This window comes from Nonomuraea sp. NPDC026600 (assembly GCF_040638335.1).
Taxonomy (GTDB): domain Bacteria; phylum Actinomycetota; class Actinomycetes; order Streptosporangiales; family Streptosporangiaceae; genus Nonomuraea.
On record NZ_JBEZYD010000004.1, the window covers coordinates 207,826 to 230,501 of the forward strand.

The 22,676-nt window shown below is 71.1% G+C and carries 17 protein-coding genes; 7 read left to right on the plus strand and 10 right to left on the minus strand.

Features of this window, described 5'->3' with window-relative positions:
- Positions 1–91: 91 nt before the first annotated feature.
- The 3 genes from AB0F17_RS11195 to AB0F17_RS11205 form a co-directional block, all read right to left on the minus strand.
- Entirely contained in the window at positions 92–751 is a 660-nt protein-coding gene (locus tag AB0F17_RS11195; protein ID WP_358019860.1) for a M15 family metallopeptidase, read from the minus strand.
- A 76-nt stretch (positions 752–827) separates the two neighbouring features.
- Complete coding sequence (locus tag AB0F17_RS11200) at positions 828–3,842, minus strand: BTAD domain-containing putative transcriptional regulator (protein WP_358019863.1); 3,015 nt, start codon at positions 3,840–3,842, stop codon at positions 828–830.
- Positions 3,843–3,962: 120 nt separating this feature from the next.
- Positions 3,963–5,111: a helix-turn-helix transcriptional regulator gene (locus tag AB0F17_RS11205; protein ID WP_358019866.1), complete on the minus strand. Its 1,149-nt coding sequence runs from the start codon at positions 5,109–5,111 to the stop codon at positions 3,963–3,965.
- A 195-nt stretch (positions 5,112–5,306) separates the two neighbouring features.
- Between AB0F17_RS11205 and AB0F17_RS11210 the strand changes: the two genes are divergently transcribed.
- Positions 5,307–7,349, plus strand: a complete 2,043-nt coding sequence (locus AB0F17_RS11210) for a SufS family cysteine desulfurase (RefSeq protein ID WP_358019869.1) — start codon at positions 5,307–5,309, stop codon at positions 7,347–7,349.
- An 18-nt stretch (positions 7,350–7,367) separates the two neighbouring features.
- On the opposite strand, the gene AB0F17_RS11215 is transcribed toward AB0F17_RS11210, so the two are convergent.
- On the minus strand, positions 7,368–8,036 hold the full coding sequence (locus tag AB0F17_RS11215) for an FCD domain-containing protein (protein ID WP_358019872.1): 669 nt from the start codon (positions 8,034–8,036) through the stop codon (positions 7,368–7,370).
- Between the two features lie 13 nt (positions 8,037–8,049).
- Positions 8,050–9,966: a beta-galactosidase gene (locus tag AB0F17_RS11220; RefSeq protein ID WP_358019875.1), complete on the minus strand. Its 1,917-nt coding sequence runs from the start codon at positions 9,964–9,966 to the stop codon at positions 8,050–8,052.
- A gap of 129 nt (positions 9,967–10,095) precedes the next feature.
- Here AB0F17_RS11220 and AB0F17_RS11225 point away from each other — a divergent pair, with 129 nt between their 5' ends.
- From AB0F17_RS11225 to AB0F17_RS11245, 5 genes are all read left to right on the plus strand, one after another.
- A complete protein-coding gene (locus AB0F17_RS11225; RefSeq protein ID WP_358019878.1) occupies positions 10,096–10,494 on the plus strand; it encodes a YbaB/EbfC family nucleoid-associated protein in 399 nt (132 codons plus the stop codon).
- On the plus strand, positions 10,491–10,793 hold the full coding sequence (locus AB0F17_RS11230) for a hypothetical protein (protein ID WP_358019881.1): 303 nt from the start codon (positions 10,491–10,493) through the stop codon (positions 10,791–10,793). The genes AB0F17_RS11225 and AB0F17_RS11230 overlap by 4 nt, the downstream gene beginning before the upstream one ends.
- A 3-nt stretch (positions 10,794–10,796) precedes the next feature.
- The gene (locus tag AB0F17_RS11235) at positions 10,797–14,252 is read left to right on the plus strand and encodes a hypothetical protein (RefSeq protein WP_358019884.1); all 3,456 of its coding nucleotides are present in this window, start codon (positions 10,797–10,799) and stop codon (positions 14,250–14,252) included.
- Entirely contained in the window at positions 14,249–14,635 is a 387-nt protein-coding gene (locus AB0F17_RS11240) for a hypothetical protein (RefSeq protein WP_358019887.1), read from the plus strand. Before AB0F17_RS11235 ends, AB0F17_RS11240 begins: the two co-directional genes overlap by 4 nt.
- A gap of 72 nt (positions 14,636–14,707) precedes the next feature.
- Entirely contained in the window at positions 14,708–15,517 is an 810-nt protein-coding gene (locus AB0F17_RS11245; RefSeq protein WP_358020861.1) for a lytic polysaccharide monooxygenase, read from the plus strand.
- 22 nt (positions 15,518–15,539) lie between these two features.
- Here the strand turns inward: AB0F17_RS11245 and AB0F17_RS11250 are convergent, their stop codons facing one another.
- Entirely contained in the window at positions 15,540–17,303 is a 1,764-nt protein-coding gene (locus AB0F17_RS11250; RefSeq protein ID WP_358019890.1) for a CBM35 domain-containing protein, read from the minus strand.
- 140 nt (positions 17,304–17,443) lie between these two features.
- Here AB0F17_RS11250 and AB0F17_RS11255 point away from each other — a divergent pair, with 140 nt between their 5' ends.
- Complete coding sequence (locus tag AB0F17_RS11255) at positions 17,444–18,460, plus strand: nitronate monooxygenase family protein (protein WP_358019893.1); 1,017 nt, start codon at positions 17,444–17,446, stop codon at positions 18,458–18,460.
- Between the two features lie 9 nt (positions 18,461–18,469).
- Here the strand turns inward: AB0F17_RS11255 and AB0F17_RS11260 are convergent, their stop codons facing one another.
- From AB0F17_RS11260 to AB0F17_RS11275, 4 genes are all read right to left on the minus strand, one after another.
- On the minus strand, positions 18,470–19,726 hold the full coding sequence (locus tag AB0F17_RS11260) for a peptidase C39 family protein (RefSeq protein ID WP_358019896.1): 1,257 nt from the start codon (positions 19,724–19,726) through the stop codon (positions 18,470–18,472).
- Positions 19,727–19,822: 96 nt separating this feature from the next.
- Positions 19,823–21,022, minus strand: coding sequence for an ATP-binding protein (locus AB0F17_RS11265; RefSeq protein ID WP_358019899.1), 1,200 nt, complete (start codon positions 21,020–21,022; stop codon positions 19,823–19,825).
- A gap of 61 nt (positions 21,023–21,083) precedes the next feature.
- On the minus strand, positions 21,084–21,812 hold the full coding sequence (locus tag AB0F17_RS11270; protein ID WP_358019902.1) for an AAA family ATPase: 729 nt from the start codon (positions 21,810–21,812) through the stop codon (positions 21,084–21,086).
- A 2-nt stretch (positions 21,813–21,814) separates the two neighbouring features.
- A complete protein-coding gene (locus AB0F17_RS11275) occupies positions 21,815–22,666 on the minus strand; it encodes an aminoglycoside phosphotransferase (RefSeq protein ID WP_358019905.1) in 852 nt (283 codons plus the stop codon).
- Positions 22,667–22,676: the final 10 nt, after the last annotated feature.

Here is a 22,676-nt window from a genome sequence, read left to right on the forward strand (position 1 = left end):
CGTCTGCTTACCAGCACGATTGGTTATGAAGGTCGAGGCCGCCGTCGCCCCGCAGCGAGCGACGGCGGCCTCGGCCTGCCCCCGGTCACGGTCAGGTGAGCGGCCAGGCGAGCTGGGCGTGCAGGGCCGCGGGTGCGCCGGTGGCCAGGGCCCAGTAGCGATCGCCGTACGACCAGTGCCACCATTCCGTTGGATAGTTCACGAAACCGGCCTCGGACAGGGCGTCACCGAGGATGTCCCGGTTGGTGGTGGCCTGGTGGGAGATGTTGGTCGCCGCCGTGTAGCAGGCGTCGTCGCTCTCCTCCGGGCCGGCGTTCACCTCCGTACCCATGTCCAGCTCTGTGCCGTCCGTGGTGCACAGAGTGAGGTCCACCGCCGCGCCGCAGACGTGCGGGCCGATGTGCGGCGGGGCCAGGGAGCGGCTGGCCTGCACGTAGACGTGCTCCGGCGGCCAGTCCGGGTTGGCCTCGCTCAGCGTGGCCGCGTAGCGCCGGAAATACCGCTCCTGCAGCTCGGGCGGCCGGTACGCCTCCACGATGAGCAGGCGCAGCCCCGGGGGGAGCCGGCTCTGGGCGTGCAGGAGGCGTGGGACGTGGCCCTGGCGGATGTGCGCGTACGCGCCTTCCTGATCGGCCATGCGCCCGTCCAGCCGCAGGTCGGGCACGGTGCGAAGGTCCACCAGCGGCTCTCCTCGATCCTCGACGGGCATCTCGCCGACCCGTGGGTCGGACATGAGGATGATGTCCAGCACGGTGTTCTCCTCATGTTGGCCGGGCAGGCAAGGAGAACGTTCGCCGAGAGCTCTACAGATCCACTACAAAAACGCACTAGTTCCGAGAACATCCCAGCTCGCCATACTCGCGGGTGCCGAACTTGGCGAAGACGGCGGCGGCCTCGGCCCGCAGGGAAGCCGCGGACGGCCCGTCCCCGGTCGCCGCGCGCACGGCGGCCAGGTCGCGCAGGGTGCGCGCGCGGAACAGCGGCAGGTCGAGCCGGTCCCACGCCTCGGCCGCCCGGCACAGATGCTCCTCGGCCAGGGCGTACCGGCCACGGGCCAGGTGCAGCTCGCCGACGGTCCGCTCGACGAGCGCAACACCGAACCGGTCGCCGTGCCGCTCGCACACCCGCAGCGCGTCGAGGAGCTCGGGCAGGATCCCGGTGTCGCCGCCGAGCCGGATCCGGGTTTTGGCCAGGGCCTGCACGGCGTACGCGGCCATGAGCGGGTCGCCGGCCTCGCGCAGCAGGACGACGGCCCGCGCGGACAGCGCCTCCGCCTGGTCGAGCTCGCCGACGGCCCGATGGACCAGCCCGATGGACCGCAGCGTGAGGCCCTCACCGCGCCCGCTGCCCAGTCGGCGGAAGGCGGCCAGCGCGTCGTCGAGCAGCGCGTGCGCGGTGGCGAACTCGCCCTGTTCGAGCAGCACCGATCCGGCCAGCCGGTTGACGTGCCCGATCCCGGCGTCGTCGCCGAGCTCGCGGAAGGTGTCGCCCGCCTGGCGCAGGTGTACCAAGGACTCGGCCAGGTCGCCCTGTTCGCGGCAGGTGGTGCCGATGCCGGTGATGGCCACCGCCTGCCCGTGGCTGTCGCCGCCCGCGCGCAGCAGCGGAAGCGCCTGCCGAAAGAACCCGTGCGCCTCCGGGTAGCGGTCCTGCCGGTAGCGGAGCTGGCCGAGCCCCACCAGCAGGGTGGCCTCCGCCAGCGGGTCGCCCGCGCGCCGGGCCGCCTCCAGCGCCGCCTCGTGGGTACGCCGCCACTCCTCGAAGCGGGCGTCCAACCAGAACGACGAGGAGCACAGGGCGGCGGCCACCTCGCAGGCCACCTCGTGCAGGTTCATGGCGGCGGCCCGTTCGACGGCGACGACGAGGGCCGGGCTCTCCGCGTTGAACCAGTCGCCGGCCGCTTCATCGGGGATGTCCGCGTCGACGGGCCTGGCCGTGGTGTACTCGGGCCGCAGAGCCAGCGCGCCCGAGGGCCGGGCGGCGGCGGCACGCGTGATCAGCCACAGCCATCCGCCCAGGACGCGGGTCACCGCCGCCGCGCGCTCCTCGGGCGGGTCCTCCATCTCGGCCCGCTCGGCCGCGTACACGCGCAGGAGGTCATGCAGTCGGTAGCGGGTCTGGCCCACCGCGTCCACGGCGACGTGGTCGAGGAGCTGGGCGTCCAGCAGGCGGTCGACGACCCCCTCGGCCACCGCCTCGGGCACGTCCAGCAGGGCCGCCATCACCCAGGACGCGAAATCGGGCACGCCCAACAGCCCGAGCAGGCGGAACGCCCGCTTCGCCGCGTCGTCGAGCCCCCGGTAGCTCAGCCCGACGCTGGCCCGTACCTCCAGATCGCCGGCGGTGAGCTCGTCCAGGCGGCGGCGCTCGTCGGCCAGGCGCAGGGCGAGCGTGGCGAGCGGCCAGTGCGGGCGGGCGGCCAGCCGCGCGCCCGCCGTGCGTAGCGCGAGCGGCAGGTGGCCGCAGAGCCGGACGATGCGCTCGGCCGCCTCGTGCTCGTCGTGGACACGCGCGGAACCGGCGATGCGGGCCAGCAGGTCCACGCCCGCCTCGGTGTCGAAGACGTCGAGGTCGTTCACCCGCACCCCGTCCAGGCCCGCGAGCCTGCGCCTGGCCGTGATCAGTACGGCGCAGGTGGGGCTGCCCGGCAGCAGGGGGCGTACCTGCTGCTCGGTGCCGGCGTCGTCGAGCACCACGAGCAGTCGCTTGCCGGACACGGCGCTGCGGTAGGCGTCGACGCACTCGGGCACGGTCTCCGGGATGGCGGCGGGCGGCAGGCCGAGCGCCCGCAGGAAACGTCCGAGCACCTCCAGGGCGGGCGCGGGCGAGCCGGTGCCGCCGCGCAGATCGGCGTAGAGCTGGCCGTCGGGGTAGGCCGGGGTCACCTGGTGGGCGACCTTCACCGCGAGCGTCGACTTGCCCACCCCGCCCTTGCCGGAGATGACGCACACCGTCAGCGTGTCGCTGGCGGCGCCGAGCAGGGCGGCCAGCTCGGCGAGCGGCTTCTCCCGGCCGGTGAAGTCGGCGACGCCGCGCGGCAGATGCGCGGGGACCGCCCCGGGTCCGGACCGCCTCGGCGGCGACGCGGGCGGCGCGGAGTCCAGGGCGGGATCCGCGCGCAGCACGGCCTCGTACCGGTCCTGGAGCTCCGTGCCGGGGTTCACGCCCAGCTCGTCGGCGAGCGCCTGCCGCCCCTCGTGGTAGACGGTCAACGCGTCGGCCTGGCGGCCCAGCCGGTACAGGGCCTTCATGAGCTGGGCGCGCGGGCGTTCGCGGGCGGGATGGGCCCGGACCAGCTCGGTGAGCTCGCCGACCGCCTCGGCCTGCCTGCCCAGCGCCAGCTCGGCGTCGAGGCGCTCTTCCAGGACGAGCAACCGCGTCTCGTCCAGCCGCGCGGCCTCGCCGCGCAGCACGTGCCCGATCCCGCCGAGCGCCGATCCCCGCCACAGCGACAGCGCCGCGCGCAGGCTCTCCGCCGCGCGCTCGTGGTCGCCGTCCGCCGCGTGCAGGCGGCCGTCGGCGACCAGTTGCTCGAACGACTCCACGTCGAGCCGCCCCGGCTGGAACAGCGCGGCGTAGCCGGACAGCCGGGTCTCGATCACCTCCGAACCGCCGCCTTCGGCGAGCGTCCGCCGCAGGCCGTAGACGTACGTCTGGACGAGCGCGTGGGCGCTCTTCGGCGGATCGTCGCCCCACAGCACGTCGACCAGGCGTTCGCTGGAGACCACCTTCCCGGCGGCCAGCAGCAGGGCGGCCAGGAGGGCACGGGGTTTCGGACCGCCCAGCGGCAGGCAGCGTCCACCGTCCCAGGCTTCGACGGGACCGAGCAGTCGAAACTCCACTGATCCCCCTCGGGGACATGACCTTGTACCGCAGTGATAGCACCGCGGCCCGGTCAGCGGAACCCGTGTCACAATTTGCGGCAAATGACGGAAGCGGCGGGCGGCTACGACCGCGCACCATCACGCGGTGAGCCGGGCGATCTCCCGCAGCTCACCGCGGGTCGTCTCGCAGTCGAGCAGCCGCAGTTGTTGCACCACCCGGCCGGCCCCCGGGCTGTACTTGAGCTCCTCGGGACAGGTCTCCACCACTTTCCTGAGCATGGCGGTGGCGGCTTCCGGATCGCGGTCCATGGTGTGCGCGGTGGCCAGTGACAGGAAATAGCGGGCCTGCCGGTCTTTCGCGAACAGGCGGGCGGCGTCGATGTCCGCCGCCAGCCGGATGGCCTGCCGGTACCGTCCCATCCGTACCGCCACCACCACCGTGTGCAGGTCCACCTCGGTCAGGAAGTCCGCGCGCCCAGCGCCGAGCCGGTCACCGATCTTCCGTGCGCGGTTCAGCAGTTCCTCGGTCTGGAGGAGGTCGTTCTCCTCGGCGGTGGCCAGCGCCGCCGTCAGGTAGCAGGTGCCGGTGGTCGAGGGGTCGGCCGTCAGCTCGGTCGCGGCCAGGCACAACCGGCGGGCGTCGGCGTACCGGCCCAGGTGGATGAGGACTTCGGCCAGTTCGGCCCGCGTGACCGCGGGCAGGAGGAGATCGGCGGTCGCGGCGGCCACGGCGCGGTCGGCGGCCAGCAGGGCGAGGGGGTGCCGGCCGGAGCTGCGCAGCAGCGTCGCGAACAGCCGGTAGACCTGGGCGAGGTTGGCGGCGCCCGCCTCCTGGTCCGCGGCCTTCGCGAGCCGCGCCGACGTCTCGGCCATCAGCAGCAGGGCCGGCAGGCGGCGATGCAGCTCGGTGTAGCGCCTGGGCGAGCGCTGCCAGATCTCCCACGCCGACGACACGTGGCGGTGGACCCGGTGCACGCTCTCGGCCACCTCGTCGGCGCACAGCCGGGGGAACAGCAGCGCCTGACTGATCTCATCGTATTCACCGTGGTCGCCCGTGGCGGGCAGCGTTATGGGGCCGCCGACCAGTTCGGAAAGGTCATTGACGCGGAGCACGTCGGCGATTCGCATGACGGTGGATAATCGGTCCAATGGCCGGGCGCCTTTTTCGACGAGCCGGAGCCATTCCTCGCTGCAGCCCACGAGATTCGCCAGAATCCGCCGGGAAAGGCCGCGCGAGCGGCGCATGGCCATGATTCGCCCGCCGTCGACCAAGAAATCGCTGGCCATGCCGCCAGGTTAGGCGAGGAATTCGACGACCGCCGACGGCCAGAAATGGCGGCCACTTTCTGCCGGTGGGCGCCGGGGAGAACACGGCTATCTTATGAGGAACATCGTGGGCCGTCGTCGCGCAACTCCAGTTGGATCCGGGCGGCCCGGCCGGGGTGACACTGCCGCGACACCGTTCGGCAGGAGGAGACCACGATGGCGATCGACGTCGAGTCGATGCGGAAGGCATTCCCGTTCTTCGAGACAGCCGCTGACGGCTCCCGTCCACCCGTCTACCTCGACAGCGCCGCCACCACGCAGAAACCGGCCGTGGTGCTCGACGCCCTCAACCACTACTACACGCGCGCCAACGCCAACGTGCACCGTGGCGTCTACCGCCTGGCCGTGGAGGCGACCGAGCTGTACGAGGGCGCCCGGCGCAAGGTGGCGGCCTTCGTCAACGCCCCGCGCGCCGAGGAGATCGTCTTCACCAAGAACGCCACCGAGGCCGTCAACCTCCTCGCCAACACGCTGATGTGGGGCGACGGCCGGCTCCGGGTGGGCCCCGGCGACGAGATCGTGCTGACCGAGATGGAGCACCACTCCAACCTCATCCCCTGGCGGCTGCTCGCCGAGCGCGTGGGGGCGAAGGTCGGCTACCTGGGCATCACCGACGGCGGCCGCCTCGACCTGTCCGGCCTGACCGAGCTGATCACGGAGCGGACCAAGGTCGTGGCGGTCGTGCACGCCTCGAACATCCTGGGCACCGTGAACCCGATCGCGCCGATCGCGGCCCGCGCCGCCGAGGTGGGCGCCCTGCTGGTCGTGGACGCGGCACAGTCGGTTCCCCACCTGGGGGTGGACGTCACCGCGCTCGGGGCCGACTTCGTGACGTTCTCCGGGCACAAGATGTGCGGGCCCACCGGGATCGGCGTGCTGTGGGGCAGGCACGAGCTGCTGGAGGCGCTGCCGCCCTTCCTCGGCGGCGGCGAGATGGTCGAGACGGTCAGCGTGGACGCCATGCACTACGCCGCTCCACCGCTCAGGTTCGAGGCCGGCACGCCGCCGGTGGCGCAGGCCGTCGGCCTGGGGGCCGCCTGCGACTTCCTCTCCGAGATCGGGATGGACGCGGTCGCCGCCCACGACCAGGCCCTGATCGAGTACGCGCTCGACCGGCTCGGCGAGGTGCCCGGCATCCGGTTCATCGGTCCGGCGGACACGAGCGACCGGCTGCCGCTGCTCTCCTTCGTGGTGGACGGCCTGCCGCTCCAGCAGGTGCGTACGGCACTGGACGAGGCGGGGATCGCGGTCCGCTCCGGCCACCACTGCGCCCAGCTCGCGTGCAGCCGCTTCGGCATCCCGGCGGCCATCCGGGCCTCGTTCTACCTGTACAACGCGCCCGACGAGGTCGACCTCCTGGCCACGGCCCTGGAACAGGCGAGAGGCTCCCGCCGGGGCGGGGACACTCCGGACCCGGTGTTCGCCGACACCCGCCAGGTGCGCCCCTATCAGGAGATCCTCGTGCCGGGGATCTTCCGCCCGTGGGCGTACCGGCTGGTCGAGGAGCTGGCCCCCGCCGAAGGGGCGAGGGCGCTCGACATCGGCACGGGGCCGGGCACGGTGGCCCGCGTCATGGCGGCGGCCGTGGGCGGCGGCGGGGCCGTGGTGGGCACCGACCCGAGCGCGGCCATGCTCGCGCTCGCGCGGGAGGAGCCGCCCGTCAGCGGCGCCCCGATCCAGTACGTCGGGTGCGGCGCGGCTCCCCTGCACGTGTCCGACGAGGCGTTCGACCTCATCACCATGCAGCAGGTGCTCCAGTTCGTCCCGGACCGGCGCGCCGCGGTGGCCGAGATGCGCAGGGCCGCCCGTCCCGGCGCGCGGATCGCCATCGCCACCTGGCTGCCGCTGTCGCGCAACCCGCTCTTCCGCGCCCTGCACGACGCGCTCGGCACCCTGCCGGACTCCGGACTGGCGGCGTTGTTCGAGGAGCCCTGGTCGCTGGGCGGGGACGAGGTCGCCGCCCTGGTGGCGGAGGCGGGCTTCGGCGAGGTCGAACTGCACGAGTGGACCGTGCCGGTCACCATCCCCGGCGGGCCGGACGCCCTCTGCTGCCTCTTCGACTTCTCGGCGGCCGGCCCGCACATCGCCGTCCATCGCCGCGCGCTCCACGCCGCCGTCCGCGCGAACCTGGCCCACTGCACGGACGCGGGCGGCGTGCACGCGGAGACCTCGGCGAGCGTGGTGACCGCCCGCGCCTGATCGTCGCCGGGCCCGGCCTCACTGGAAACGTCTTCGCACCGCGTCGCGCCACGCCTTGTCGAGCAGTTCCCGCATCGCCGACTCCGCGGCCTGGCCGTCGGCCAGCCTGATGGCCGTCAGCACCGCCAGATGGCCGGGCACGGGGTCGTCGCCGGAGCCGTGGGCGAGCCCATCGCGGCCGATCACGGCCTCCATGCGGATCAGCAGCTCGTTGCCGCCCGCCGCGAGCAGCGCCCGGTGGAAGTCCAGGTCGGCCGCGACAGGGTCGGCGCTGGACGCCATCGCGTCCAGCGCTCGCTCCAGAGTGTCGAGCTGCTCGGGGGTACGGCGCAGCGCGGCCAGCCGGGCGACCGGGGGCTCGACGATCGAGCGCAGTTCGTGCAGGTCACGCAGGAATCCCGGGTCGGGGCGCCCGGCGGACTTCCACCGGATCACGTCGCCGTCGAGGAGGTTCCAGTCGGCGCGCGGCCGTACGTAGGTGCCGAGCTTGGGCCGGGCCCCGATGAGCCCCTTGGCGGTGAGGACCTTGATCGCCTCGCGCAGCGCCGTCGAGCTGACGCCGAGCCGCTCCCGCAGTGCGGTGACGTCGAGGCTGTCGCCCGCCCTGAACTCGCCGCCGAAGATCATCGCGGCCATCGCCTCGACCGTCTGCCCGTGGAGCCCGCGCCCGCTGTAGGCCGCCGCCATCACACCGGGTCCTTCATGATTCCGCCACCACGACGACGTCGCGGGGAGCCAACTCCACCCCGGCGGCGCTCACGGGACGATCACCGTGGTTGAGCAGGAACAGGTGCCGCCCGCGCCGTACGGCCTCCACCTCGTCGGGCAGCCCCGGCAGGACGGGCGGGACCGCCGCCAGCCGTAGGGTGTCGCGTACGAGCTCGCGCATGGCCCGCTCGTCGGGGCGCGTGCCGAGGTAGGTGGCGGTGCCCAGGCCGAAGGCGTGCCTGGTGATGGCCGGCGACCCGGGCAACGGGCCGTCGGTGTAGGCGGCCAGGACCTCGGCGCCCTCTGACACGACGTGGTCGGCCCAGAGGTCGGCGCCCCCGCCCGAGGTCAGACCCACGATCTCGCCCTCGCTGAGCGGCCAGAACTCCGCCACCCGCAGCCCGAGCAGCTCCCGGAAGGCGCCCGGGTACCCGCCCAGCCGGACGCGGTCGCACGCGTCGACGATCCCGCTGAAGAACGACATCAGCAGGTGCCCGCCGCCCTCGACGTAACCGCGGAGGTTGGCGGCCGCCGCGTCGGTGCACAGGTAGAGGTTCGGCACGACGACCAGCTTGTACGACGACAGGTCCGCCTCGGGGGTCACCACGTCCACCGTGACGTTCTCCCGCCAGAGCGGCGCGTAGTGGGCGCGTACCCGCTCGGGGATCTTCAGCTCGCCCGGCCTGGCGTCCAGCTCCAGCGCCCACCAGTTGGCGTAGTCGTGCACGATCGCCACGTCGGCGCGCACCCGCGAGCCCGCGACGCCGGACAGCGCCGCCAGCTCGGCGCCCAGCCCGGCCACCTCGCGGAAGATCCGGTTGTCCGCACCGCCGTGCGAGACGATCGCGGAGTGGAACTTCTCCGCGCCGCCCGCCGAGGCCCGCCACTGGAAGTACATGACCGCGTCGGCGCCGCGCGCGACCGCCTGGTGGCTCCACAACCGGTTGAGCCCGTCCCGCTTCGGCCGGTTCGGCGGGCGGTAGCTGACCGCGCTGGTCGCGGTCTCCATCATCAGGTACGGCCGGCCGCCGCCCAGCGAGCGCATCTGGTCGTGGAAGAAGGCCGCGTCGATGTGCGCGCCGGGGTCCTTCGGCTCGGGATAGATGTCGAGCGCCACGACGTCGAAGTCGGCCGCCCAGGAGGCGTAGTCGGCGACCGGCTCCCACATGCCCATGATGTTCGTGGTGATCGGCACGTCGGGGGTCAGTTCCCGGAGCACTTCCCGCTCAGCCCGGTAGCAGGCCAGCAGCGCGTCGGAGCTGAAGCGGCGGTGGTCGAGCTCCTGCGCGGGATTACGCAGCGTCGGGGTCGTGCGGGGCGGCAGCACGTCGGCCCAGTCGGTGAACCGCTGGCTCCAGAACGTGGTGGACCAGGCGGCGTTGAGCGCGTCTAGGTCGCCGTAGCGCTCGCGCAGCCAGGCCCGGAAGTCCTCGGCGGAGACGTCGCAGTAGCACTCCTGGATGTGGCAGCCGTACTCGTTGCCGACGTGCCAGATGGCCAGCGCGGGGTGCTCGCCGTACCTCTTGGCGAGCTGTACGGCCAGGCCCGCGGCCGCCTCGCGGTAGACGGGCGAGCTGGGGCAGTAGTGCTGGCGGGAGCCGGGCGACAGGCGCACGCCGTCGCGGGAGACCGGCAGTGTCTCGGGGTGCAGGCGCGACAGCCAGGCAGGCGGTGACGCGGTGCCCGTGGCCAGGCTGACCTCGATGCCCGCGTCGCCGAGCAGGTCCATGACCTCGTCCAGCCAGGCGAAGTCGTAGGCCCCCGGCTCGGGCTCGACGAGGGCCCAGGAGAAGACGCCGAGCGTGACGATGGTGACCCCCGCCTCGCGCATGAGACGGACGTCCTCGCGCCACACTTCCGGCGACCACTGCTCGGGGTTGTAGTCGGCGCCGAAATGCACTCGCTTCACGTGCCACTCCTGTCAAACAATATTATTTCGTATTTTATTAATAATACACAGCTGTTGCCGGGCGGATTCCTGTGCATCAGCGTGGCATATGGGAATATGGTGAATCTTGGTAGCGAAGGGGTGCGCTTGATGCACGATGACCTGCAGGCGGCCATCGAGGATCTGGTGGCGGAGTTCGGCAGGCAAGTCCGCCAGGTCCAGGAGACACACGCCCAGCTCCGGGAGGTCACGGCCACGGTCTCCGACGGCAACGTGACCGTGACGGCGGGTCCGCAGGGCCGGATCGACGAGATCACCTTTCATCCCCGCGTCTACAGCCGGCTCTCTCCGTCAGAGCTGGCCCGGGCGGTTCTCGCCCAGGTCACCGAGGCCAACGCGCAGGTCGCCGAGGAGTCGCGGGGGCTGATGGCGCCGCTCGTACCCGAGGGGATGGCGGCCGAGCAGTTGTACGGCGGCGAGTTCGACCTCGACCGGCTGCTGCCGGACATGCCCTTCCGCACGCCCGCCAAGCGCCGGGAGGCTCGATGAGCGAGTGGGCGCCGGGGTTCGACGTCGCCTGGAAGAGCATGCGCCGGGCGGGCACGGACTGGCGCACCCCCGCCGCCACCATGCGCGGCGCGCACGGGCTCGTGCGGTCCGTCCTCGACAGCGCCCCGTGGGGCCAGGACCAGTACGGGCGGCAGTTCGCCGCCGGCTTCGTCGGCACGCTCGAAGACCTCCTCCGGAGCTGCGGCGAGGGCGCCGGGAGCATCGACGATCTGGAGGAACAGGTCGACCTGGCGGCCCGCAACTACGAACTGGCCAATCCCCCGTACCTGCGGGCCTGAGGCGTGGACCTGCAGACCCTGCTCGGCCCCGCGTTCCCGTACGTGGAACCGGTACTCGGCTGGGTCGTCGGCCTGGACTACCCCCAGGGCGACGGCGAGCAGAGCCTGGCGGGAGCCACCGACCTGCGCGCCGCGGCCACGAAGTGCCGTACGGCGGCCGACGAGGGCGACGAAACGCTCAACAACGTGCTCGCCTACGCCAAGGGCCCCGCGGCCACCGTGCTGCGCGCCTACTGGGAGAAGTTCTCCACCGATGACCCCGCGTACGTAGAGGAACTGGCCAAGTCCTGCGAGAGCGCGGCGAAACAGCTTGAGGCGTACGGCCTCGACACCGACTACACGCAGAAGTACATCGCGCTCTGCCTGATCCTGCTGGCCTTCCTGCTGCTGCGCTCCTACGCGTTCGGGCCCGCCACGGGCGGCGCCTCGTTCCTGTCCATCGGGCCCGCCTGCTCGATGGCCAGGCTGAACGTCAAGACGATCGCCAAGCTGCTGATGATGAGCGTCGCGTTCATGGTCGGCCTGGACGGCGGCACCCAGCTCTGGCAGTTCGCCGAGGGCAAGCGGGACAAGTGGGACGGCGACAAGACGACCGCGGCCGTGGAGGGCGGGCTGCTGACCGGGCTGGCGTTCGCCGGGCTGGGCGGGATCATCGCCAAACTGGGCGGTCAGCGGTTGCTGGGCGGCGTCGTGCTGAAGGAGGAGCTGACGACGCGCGAGCGGGTGGCGACGTTCCTGACCCAGACCGTGGGCGGGGTGGCCACCCAGAGCAGCGTGGCCTCGGTGATCGGCTCGGTCCCCATGCTGGTGGAGAACGGCCAGCTCACTCCCGAGGCGCTGGGCAAGGCGGCGGTGGCGGGCTTCGTGGGCGGCATCGACGGCCGGGCGGGCTACGCGGGCCCGCGCGCCGCCGACGGCCTCCGCGTGCCGCGGCTGGGAGAGGTGCCACGACTGGGAGAGTCCTCACGGCTGGGAGAGGTGCCACGGCTGGGAGAGTCCGCACCGCCGGGCGGCACGCGGTTGGCGGACGCGCGGATCCCGGGAGAGGCGCCGCGGCCGGCTGATCAGCGGGTGCCCGCGTACCACTTCGGCGCGGACCCGCACGACGGCGCGGGCGGACCATCGCACTACGACGCGAGCGGGCGGCCCCATGAGGGTGCGGGCGGGGCGCCGCACGAGCGGACCGGAGGGGGCGGGGCGCGCGGGAGCGACGGCCGGGCCGCACCGGAGCTCACGCCCAGGCATCGGGAGCTCATCCGGCAGAGCAGGCAGGAAGTGGCCTCGGGCGTCTGGTACCGGGATCCGGACCGGGCGGTCATGCCCAGCGCGGACATGCGGCTGCTGCGGCAGACGCCGGGGATCATCGACGTGGGCATCCGGACCGACCGCAACGGTTTCCACATCGGCGACCAGCGGCTGTCGAGCCACGACGTGGGCACGATGCTCGCCTACGACCCGGTCGTGATGGCCGATCCCGGTGCCAAACTGCGCATCCTGGGCTGCGACCTCGACCTGAACACCGTCGCGGTGCGGCAGCTCGCCGACATCACCGGCCGGGAGGTCATCGCGGCCGACAAGTTCGTCTACATCGGCGCCGACCGGCAGGCGCACACGGGGAGCATCCCCCAGTACCGCCAGGACGGCCGGCCGATCTTCCACGAAGACGGCCAGTGGCACCACACCCGGCCGGAGCAGCCGCACCAGCAGCCGGCCGTCCCGGTGGACGTGGCCCGGCCGAGCCACGAGCTCCCGCCGGGACCGCTCAACGAGGAGACGCTGAAGGCGAAACTGGAGCGGGAGCAACCGAGGATCCAGCTGCTGAGCCACGGCCAGCACGGAGTTGTACAAGAAGTCCGATTCCGTGACGGAACCCTCCTGATCAGGAAAATTCATAACTTCGGGCATGTCACGGTGGCCAAAGACCTGCTCGCCTCCCTCGTCGGGCGGGCGATCGGTGCTCCCGTGCCACACATCATCAGGGATCCGACCAACCGGGACGCCGTCTACATGCAGTTCATGGACGGCGTCGGCCCGTCCCAGCTCAAGGGCAGCGTCTACCCCTTCATCTCCAGCACGTCGGGAAGGTTGCTCGGCCTGCTCGACGCGCTGGTCGCCAACACCGACCGCAGGGGCGGCAACTGGCTCGCCCACGGTAAGGACGGCGTCCACGGGATCGACCTCAGCAGGTCCTTCACTTTCGGGCTGTCGAAGGACGAGTACATGTTGAACGACTTCTCCGAGCACTACATGGACGTGGAGGGCGAGTGGATCGACAACGGACTCTCTCGTCAGGACGTCGAGCTGTTCACCCAGCGGATCGAGGCGCTGCGGCCGGAGTTCGAGAAGCTGGGCCGCGAGGCGTGGCACGACAAGGTGCTCGACAACCTGTACCAGATCGGCGACCACGCGACCGGTGACGTGCCGTTGAGTCATGAGCTCGTCCACCACTTCGGCGGCTCCTACAGCGACTACCCGGCCGCCTTCGACCGGGTGCACGACCAGGCGCAGGCGATCTTCCAGACGCGGTGGCGGGTGGGCGACGTCGTCCCGTACCTGGCCCGAGGTGGCGGGAGCGAGCGGACGTTCGGGGTCGAGCTGGAATACAGCCTCCCGCACCTGCCGCCGGAGCAGCACGCCAGGGTGAACGCGCAGATCGCCCGCGCCCTGCACGAGGCGGGCCTGTCCGCCGAGTCCGGAGTCCTCGCCCACCACACAGGCCACGAACGGGGCTACGGCGAGGCCCGCGACGGCTGGTGGGTGGAGTTGGAACGCACGAACTCCGTGGCCGGCGAGGTCGTCTCACCGATTCTGCGCGACACGCCCGAGACCTGGCACCGGGTCGCCCAGGTCGTCGAGATCATCCGCGCGCACGGCGGGGAGGCGGGGCCAGGGGTGGGCGGGCACATCCACGTCGGCACGCCCGACTACCGCGAAGTGATCAACTACCTCAAGCTGCTCGACAGCGTCCGAGGGCACCAGGACATCCTGTTCAGGCTGGCGCAGAACCCGGTCGCCGAGGGCGCCCTGCACCGGGGTTACGACTCCTGCATCCCCAACGTGGCGAGACCCGGGCTCAGGCCATACCACTTCCAGGCCCTCATCGACGCGAACGGGCCCACCTCCGCGGTGAGCATGGCCACGGTGCGGGGGCGAGCCGACGACCACGTGCAGTTCAGGCTCTGGGACGGCTCGCTGGAAAGCGGCGTCATCCAGGCACAGGCGCGGCTCTCGCTGGCCATCGCCGACGGAGCGTTGGCCGGCGACAGCGTCGGTCACCCTCCCGAACTGGTCGGCCACCACCGGGAGCGCGGCGACGACTCCGAGTCGTTCCGCCGCATGCTCGACGAACTTCCGCTGCACGACCTCGACAAGGAGCAGCTCATCAGCCTGTACGCGATCACCGGCTGGCAGCCGTCCGTTCTCGAGCGGTACAGCCAGAGAGGGGCGAGGCGGCCGTGATCGCGGTCGCCCGGGTGTTCGACGGTGTCAGGGACGGCGTGCCGTACTTCGCGCCCGGCCATCCCCTGGTGGAGAACCCGCGAGAGCGCGAACGGCTGGCCGGTTACCTGGAGGCGGGCACGCCGATCCTGGCCACCACCGGGCTCGACGTGGACCATGTCGAACCGGAGCGCGGCGAGGTGGTGCCGCTGAGCTTCCGCACCGACGGGACATACGTCTGGACCGACACGGTCGCCTACTACCTGCGCGCCCACCACCTGCGGCCGGACCCGGAGCTGTGCGCGCACATCGCGGCCGGCGGGTACGTCTGCCCCGAGGTGAGTGAGGACAAGGCCGCGCGGGTCCTCCAGGAGTTCTACCGGTTCTCCGCCGAGCCCGGGTGAACCCGCACGGCCGGGCGTCCGTACCTGTACGCAGGACGGAGTTCGCGAGCCGAGGAGGACTGCCACGTGGTCATGCGTCGCCGGATCGCGAGTGTGGCGGTCACCGTGCTCGGTGTCGGCCTGCTGCTGCCCGCCGGGGCGGCCGGGGCCCACGGGGCGCTGGAGAACCCCCTCAGCCGGGCGGCGGCCTGCGGCACCGGCAGCCCGCGGACGGCCAAGTCGCCCGCCTGCAAGGCCGCCCTGGCGGTGAGCGGTACGGCGCTGCCCAACGGGTGGGACAACCTCAGAGTGGCCGACGTCGCCGGCCGGGACCGCCAGGTGATCCCCGACGGGAAGCTGTGCAGCGGCGGCATCAAGGGGTACAGCGGCCTCGACCTCGCCCGCAAGGACTGGCCCGCCACCAAGCTGACGGCCGGAGCGGGCTTCACCTTCAAATACCGCGGCACCATCCCGCACAAGGGGACCTTCCGGCTGTACGTCACCACGGACGCCTACAACCCGTCCCGTCCCCTCAAGTGGTCCGACCTGGAGAAGAAGCCCTTCCTCAAGGTCACCGACCCGGCGATGGCGGATGGTTCGTACGTCATGAAGGGCCGCCTGCCCGCCGGTAAGACCGGCCGCCACTTGATCTACACGATCTGGCAGAACTCCGACACGCCGGACACCTATTACTCCTGCTCCGACGTGGTCTTCCGGGGCGCCAAGACCGCCACCGCGCGCTCCAGACCCGAACCCGCCGACGTGTGGTCCGACGCCGCGGCCGCCGGGCCCGCACCCGCCGGGAACGGCCGCCTGCCATGGGCGGTGGGCGGTGCGGCACTCGTCGCCGCCGCTGGAGTGCTCACCCTGCTGGCCCGGTCGAAGAGCCGCCGCCTCCGGTAGCGGCCCCGATCAGGGTGTCGCGCTAGCCCGTCGTGATGAAGCCGCCCGGGTTCACCACCACCGGCGACTCCAGGTAGAGGCCGCGGTACTCGTCCTGGATGCCGCTGTTGTGGATCTGGATGGCCAGCGGGCCGGCCTGCCCGGCGGTGGTGTCCTTGAACGCCAGCACCTCGACCGCCGTACACGTGGGCGCGCTCGCGGTGAGCGGGCAGCAGGCCATCCTGGCCTGGCCCGTGCTCTGGTCGGCCACGAGCTCGCACTGGCTCCAGGGGTGGATGTCCCACTTGGTGTGCGGGAACTGGGTGAACAGGCTGCCGCCGCCGTTGTTGTGGCCGGGGCGGTAGTCCCAGTGGCCGCCGTTGGGCGGCTGGAACTGGATGGCGCTGAGGGCGTCCCTGATCGGCGTGGTGGTGCCCCAGATCAGTACGGTCGGCGCGTGGTCGCCCGACACCTGCCGGACGTTGAAGATCCAGCGGAAGGTGCCGGTCTGCTGCTTGTTGTAGTAGATCCAGCCTCTGCCTGCCGTACCGGTGCCGTGGATGGCGCCGCTCTTCACGGTCCAGCCGGCCGCCGCGTGCGGGGTCCAGCCGGCCAGCGTGGTGCCGTCGAACATGGAGACCAGATAGGGGTCGCCGTACGGGTTCTGCGCGACGGGGGTGTGCACGGTGAGATCGGGGCTCGGCGGCGAGAGGTTGCCGGCCGCGTCCCGCGCGACGACGTGGATGACGTGGTCGGCGTCGGCGCTCAGGCCCGTACAGGTGCCCGTGGTGGTCTGTCCCGAGACGGTGCCGCACGCCCGCCCGTCGCCGAACAGGTCGTAGAAGGCGACGCCCACGTCATCGGCCGAGGCGGCCCAGGTCACCGTGACGCTCGCCGAGGTGATGTCCGTCTGGCTCGGCGAGCCGGGTGCCGTGGGCGGGTGGGAGTCGATGGGCCCGGAGACGGTGAGCTTGTCGAGGTTGGGGCCGCCGGCGGTGCCCGTGGCGGTCGCCCTGACCGTGTTCGTCCCGGCGTCGAGCGAGGCGGTGATGGCGAGGTCCGCCCAGGTGTCCCAGTTCGCCGTGGGGTTGAACGCCTGGCCCGCGGTGATCACGGTCCCGTTGACCGAGATGTCCAGCGGGCGGTTGGCCGTCGTCCCGTTGGCGTAGCGCAGGGTCAGGGTCGTCCTGGCCGCCTCGGGCACGTTCACCGTCCATTCGACGTAGCCGCCCGTCGTGTTGACGTAGTCGACGAAGCCGGTGCCGGTGAAGCCGGTGTGGTTGCTCGCCACCGCCGCCTGGGAGAGTACGGCCGTTTCGGCCTGGTAGGCGATGTCCTGGGTGCTGGACGGGGTGACGTCGAGGAAGTCCAGGTTGGGGTTGCCGTTGGCCGTGGTCGCGGTGATCCTGACCGGGTTGGCGCCCGCCCGCAGCGTCGCGGTGAGTGTGGCGGTGGCCCAGGTGTCCCAGTTCCCCGTGCTGTTGAACGCCTGGCCGGTGGCGATGGCCGTGCCGTTGACCGTGATGGTGGCGGGCCGGTTGGTGGTGGTGCCGTTCGCGTAGCGCAGGGCGAGGGTCGCGGGGCCGGCCGAGGGGGCGGTGACGGAGAACTCCAGGTAACTGCCCGAGACGTTGTCGCCGTTGACGTAGCCGGTGCCGGAGAAGCCCGTGTGGCTGGTCTCGAGGATGCCCTGGGAGATCGTGGCGGCTTCCGCCTCGTAGCGGGTGGTCGCAGCCTGTGCTATACCTCCGATCAATACCGTTGCCAGCAGGGTGAGTACGGCTAAGACAGGCACCGCTCTGGACATGGCGCAGCTCCCTGTGACGTGCGCTCGTTAACAAACTTTCCTAATATTTATCGATATGACCACTGGTAGCCAGGCGAGTCAATAGGTCGGATGTGTTCTCTTGGCGAACGCCGTGGAACGGGATGGAACGCCTCTAAGACATGAATCTGCGGACACGCTTCACCGACGCGTACGGTCTGACCACCCCGATCGCGCAGGCCGGCATGGCGTTCGTCGGAGCGCTGCCGGAGCTGGCGATCGCGGTGAGCAACGCCGGGGCGCTGGGGTCGCTCGGGGTGGGGCTGATGCCGGCCGACGCCATGGTCGAGACCATCGGCGCGGTACGGGCCGGCACGACCGGGCCGCTCAACGTCAACCTCATCACCCCCTTCGCCAAACCCGAGCAGATCGACGCGATCTGCGCGGCCGGTGTCGCGGTGGCGTCGTTCCACTGGGGGCATCCGCCGTCGAGCTTCATCCGCCAGTTGCACGACGCGGGCGTGCGGGTCTTCGAGCAGGTCGGGTCGGTGGACGACGCCAAGTGGGCGGTGGACGACGGCGTGGACGTGGTGGTGGCGCAGGGGCTGGAGGCGGGCGGGCACAACTACGCGACGCTGCCGACGTTCGCGCTGGTCCCGCTGGTGGTCGACGCGGTCGCCCCGGCGCTGGTCCTGGCCTCCGGGGGGATCGCGGACGGCCGGGGGCTGGCCGCCGCGCTCATGCTCGGGGCCGACGGCGCCTGGATCGGTACGCGGCTGGCGGCCACGGCCGAGTCAGCGGCGCACGAAGGCTACAAGAACCGGCTGGTGGCGGCGCGGGGCACCGACACCGAGCGCACCCGGGTGTTCGGCCCGGAGACCCCGCGGTTCAACCCGACGCGGGTGCTGCGCAACCAGGTGGTCCGCGAGTGGCACGGCCGGGCGGACGAGGTGCCGCGCGACACCTCGGGCCTGGAGGTCATCGGGCACACGACGCTCAACGGGGAGCGGGTGGACATGCGCAAGTTCTCCTTCCTGGTCCCGATGCGCGGCCTGACCACCGGCGATCTGGAAGAGATGGCGCTGCTCGCGGGTCAGGGAGTGGGCCTGGTCGACTCGATCGAACCGGCGGCCACGGTGATCGAGACGATCACCGCGCAGGCCCGCGCCGTCCTCGGCCGCTACCGCGACCAGGACTGAGAGACCACGTCACCAGTTGGCGGGCAGTCCCGGCGTGGTCGCGGGCAGAACGTGGCCGGGCGGGTGGATGACGTACACGATGCCGCCGCTGCTGGAGCTGCGGAGCCAGATGTTCTCGAAGTCGGCCCGCGGATAGACGTGCCGTACGACGTCGTCGGAGGCGGAGGCGGGGTCGTTGGCGATCACGTCACCGGTGGCGGTGAAGCCGACGACCACCATGATGTGCCCGTTCGTGCCGTATCCGGCGCCCGGCAGCTCGCCCTTCTTGAAGGACTGCGAGGTGATCACCGGGATTCCGGCGCTGATCAGCCGCTCCAGCTCGGTCAGCGACCGCAGGCGGGTGATGAAGCCGTCCAGGCCGTGGCGTCCGGCGTAGGCGGTGTTGAACGGCCAGTTGCCCGAGCCCTGGTAGGCGTGGTCGTAGGAGTAGCGGGCGTCGTAGTCGACCTCTGGGCTGGGGTCGGACGGATCGACCCAGGAGGTGTCCTGCGCGCTGGGCCACTTGCCCCAGTAGCCGAGGACCATCGTGGTCGAGGTCGGGCTGCACCAGGCTTGACCGCCGCCGTCCCATTCCGGGTAGTGGCCTTCGTGCACGTTCTGGGAGCGGCGCGGCACGGTCAGCTCGGTGCCCCACGCGCCGCCGCCCGGGCTGACCGGCACGGTCTTGCGCTCGGGCACGTTCGAGGCCATCGCCCCCAGCGTCCGTACGGTCGGCGTCACGGCGGAGCCCGGCGTCCGGTAGAGGGTGAGGCGTAGCTGGTAGGCGTTGATCTGCCTGCCCGTCGCCGCGACGAACGTGTCGACGGAGACGGTGCCGTCGGCGTCGGCCTGACCGGGCACCGAGGTGCGGCGGATGTCGCCCTCCTCGTACGCCCAGCGGCCGAGCACGTACCACTTGGTCAGCCCGGCCGCGTGCCGGCCGCGGGCCTCGACCTGCAGCCAGCTACCCGCAGGGACGTCGGCGGTCCAGGAGGCGATGAGCTGGGTGGCCGCGAAGCCGATCGTCCGCTCCGGGCCGGTCCAGCGGGCGTACTCCCAGCTCTTGGTGCCGAGCGCGTCGGTATAGGTGGTGGTGCCGACCGCGGCGGCGAACGACAGGCCGTCGCCGGAGACCATCCCCTCGGACGTACCGGAGGCGAAGTCGGCTCGTTGAAAGACGATGTTCACCGTGGCCGCCTCGGGTCGCGTGGCGGCGAGGCCGGGCGCGGGAGCCGCCAGGGTCGCGGAAACCAGGACGGTGGAGAGGAGGACGGTCAGCCCGCGCATGAACCCACCTTGCTTGGACGGCGCTCGATGCGGCAGACAGTAGACATAGAGGGCATTCCGCACATCGGAAAATCTACGTACGCGCCGCCGTTCGGCTCAGGCGCGCAGGGCGGCCCGGCGCTCCAGCCGGGGCAGCCGCATGGTGACGGTCAGACCGCCCTCCGGCCGCGCCTCGGCGGTGACCGTGCCGCCGTGCGCGTCGACGATGGCCCGCACGATCGACAGCCCCAGCCCCGCGCCGCGAGCCGACCGGACCCGGTCGCCCTGCAACCGGCGGAACGGCTCGAACAGGTCGTCCACGTCGTACGGCGGGACGGGGGTCCCGGTGTTCTCCACCACGACGACCGCCTCGTCACCCTCCTGGCGCAGGCGCAGCCACACGTCACCGTCGCGGACGTTGTACTTGATCGCGTTCTCCAGCAGGTTGTACACGCACCGCTCCAGCAGGAGCGGGTCGCCCGTCGCGAGCGCGGCGCGCAGGTCCTGGTGGAGGGTGACCGGCCGCTTGCGGGGCTGCAGGTCGAGCTGCTCCTCCACGGCCCGGATCACCTGGCACAGGTCGATGCTCTTGCGGACGGCGAGCTCCTGCTCCGACTGCGCCAGCAGCAGCAGGCCCTCGATCAGCCGTTCGTAACGGGCGTTGGTGCCCAGCAGCGCCCGGGCCAGCGCCTTGAGATCCGGCGAGGCCGCCGGCTCCTCCAGCGACACCTCCAGAATCGTCCGATTGATCGCCAACGGCGTCCGCAACTCATGCGAGGCATTACCGATGAACCTACGCTGCGCCTCGAACACCCGATGCAACCGATCCAACATCGCATCGAACGTATCGGCCAGCCGCCTGACCTCATCATGCGGACCCCGCAACCCGATCCGCTCATGCAACGTACTCTCCGACAACCGCCGCGCCGTCTCGGTCACCCGATCCAACGGCCGCAACGCCCGATCCGCCATCAAGTAGCCGAGCACAAACGCGATGACCCCGATCAGGATCATGATGATGAGCGAGGACCGCAGCATCTCGTCGAGCACGCCGTCCGCCCGCGCCTTGACGTTGACCCGCTCGAGGAACACCTCGCCCTTGACCGCGGCCCCCGGCACACCCTCGGCTCTCTCGCCGCTGATCACCCTGGGTCCCGGCGAGAACTGCTGGTCCAGCGCCTGCCCGGTGATCAGGTACGTCGACCAGAGCAGCAGCGAGCCGGCGACGAAGAACGAGCAGCCGTACAGGAGCGTGAGCCGCATCCGGAGCCCCAGCCGGTTCCACGGGAGTACCCGGCCCCAGGCCCGCTCTTTCACGACAAGACCCCTTCCGGTCCCGTCGAGCATGGCGGATCAGGTGTTAGGTGCGGGTAAGGCGCTAGTCCATATCCAGGGCGTACCGCAGGTAGAAGTCCGGTTTGGCGAGGAAGCGTCGCCAGTGGTCAACCAACTGCAGCTTGTCCCACTCGGTGGTGCGGATGCCGTCGTCACCGAGTTCGATGATCTGCGCACCCGGCAGGCTGGCGAGGATCGGTGAGTGGGTGGCGCAGATGATCTGTCCGCCCTCGCCGGCGACACGGTTCATGAGGCCGACCAGGCGCACGCAGGACTGGAACGACAGGGCGGCTTCAGGTTCGTCCATCAGGTAAAGCCCCGGCCCGGACACCATGCGCTCAAGAACGGTGAAGAACCCTTCACCGTGGGATTGCTCCGTCAGGTCGTCTTCCCAGAATCCATACCGGCCGGACACGTTCTGTCCGAGGTTGAAGAGTGTTTCCGCGCGAAAGAAGAACGCTCGCCGCTTGAGGCGGGGGCCGTGAAGGAGCCGCAACCCTGTGGCCGTGAGGTCGGCGTCAAGGACCTCCCCCAGCGGGGTTGCTGGTCCGGTGCTGGCGTACTTGGTACCGGCCTTGCCGCCTTCGGAGTTGATGCCGCACACATCGGCGATCGCTTCCATGATGGTGGACTTTCCGGAGCCGTTCTCCCCGACGAGGAAGGCAATCGGGGCGGTGAGTGTGAGACCTCGCTCGGCCAGATGACGAATCGGCGGCAGGGCAGCGGGCCAGCCTGGAGGGAGACGGCGGGCAGTCAGCTGGGTGAGCAACACGGCTAGTGCCTTTCCGCGGGCTGGATCAGCCTGGCAGCGTGGGTGCGTACGGGGCTGGCAAGGCTCGGGTAGTCACCGCTCCGGGTGGCGCGATCGAGGATATGTGCCGCAGCAGACAGTTGCGCCAAACGGCCGGTCGGGGTGTCGAGAACGTCGGCGAACAGTTCATGGACCCGGGCAGCCGTGGCCGGGATCAAGAGGCTGTGCAGGTAGAGGACGGCGGCGCCATATCCGGCGGGGGCGCTTCCCCAGTACTCCCAGTCCAGCAACCATAGGCGAGGTTGGGTGAGGTTGGCCCAGTGCAGGTCGGTGTGCTCGGTGCGCAGGACCGGGGTTTTCGGCAAGTCGAGCGGTCGGCCGTAGAAGGCTTCAACGCGGCCGGCCAGTGTGCCCGGATCATGATCGCCTCTCGGGGTGAGATTCGTGGCAAGGGCATCGACGGCAGCGCGCAGGTCAGTCCACCACGAAGTCGGCAGAACCGGGGACGCGGCCAGTTCCGGGGATGGGGAGCATGGCATATCGGGAACGTAGGTAAGCAACTCGACGTATATGGACACCGGGGCTTCGTCCCACTCGGTACGGGTGATCAATGTGGGCTTGGGGACACCTCTGATTGCGGTGGCGTCCGGGTTGCCCGTCCATGCTTCGCCGTGCGCCCAATCGTGGTGTTCGGCGGTCGCGCGAAGCCAAAACCGGCCCTCCTCCGCCAGGGCGGCCGATCCGATCGTGCGATCATGCCAGCCGAACACCGCATCCCCGGTCAGAGTCACGCCGAGGCGGTTTGAGCCCTCGGCGAGAATGCGACGCAGAAAGGCGCGCTGCCCTGACTCAGGGGCGCGGTGTCGGCTGATCACGTCGCTCCCC

What these genes read in the sequence shown, in the direction of transcription:
- AB0F17_RS11205 (WP_358019866.1), bottom strand. Translation starts at nt 5,111, where the DNA reads ATGGCCAGCGATTTCTTGGTCGACGGCGGGCGAATCATGGCCATGCGC.
- AB0F17_RS11210 (WP_358019869.1), top strand. Translation starts at nt 5,307, where the DNA reads ATGGCGATCGACGTCGAGTCGATGCGGAAGGCATTCCCGTTCTTCGAG.
- AB0F17_RS11215 (WP_358019872.1), bottom strand. Translation starts at nt 8,036, where the DNA reads ATGGCGGCGGCCTACAGCGGGCGCGGGCTCCACGGGCAGACGGTCGAG.
- AB0F17_RS11225 (WP_358019878.1), top strand. Translation starts at nt 10,096, where the DNA reads ATGCACGATGACCTGCAGGCGGCCATCGAGGATCTGGTGGCGGAGTTC.
- AB0F17_RS11230 (WP_358019881.1), top strand. Translation starts at nt 10,491, where the DNA reads ATGAGCGAGTGGGCGCCGGGGTTCGACGTCGCCTGGAAGAGCATGCGC.
- AB0F17_RS11245 (WP_358020861.1), top strand. Translation starts at nt 14,708, where the DNA reads ATGCGTCGCCGGATCGCGAGTGTGGCGGTCACCGTGCTCGGTGTCGGC.
- AB0F17_RS11250 (WP_358019890.1), bottom strand. Translation starts at nt 17,303, where the DNA reads ATGTCCAGAGCGGTGCCTGTCTTAGCCGTACTCACCCTGCTGGCAACG.
- AB0F17_RS11255 (WP_358019893.1), top strand. Translation starts at nt 17,444, where the DNA reads ATGAATCTGCGGACACGCTTCACCGACGCGTACGGTCTGACCACCCCG.
- AB0F17_RS11260 (WP_358019896.1), bottom strand. Translation starts at nt 19,726, where the DNA reads ATGCGCGGGCTGACCGTCCTCCTCTCCACCGTCCTGGTTTCCGCGACC.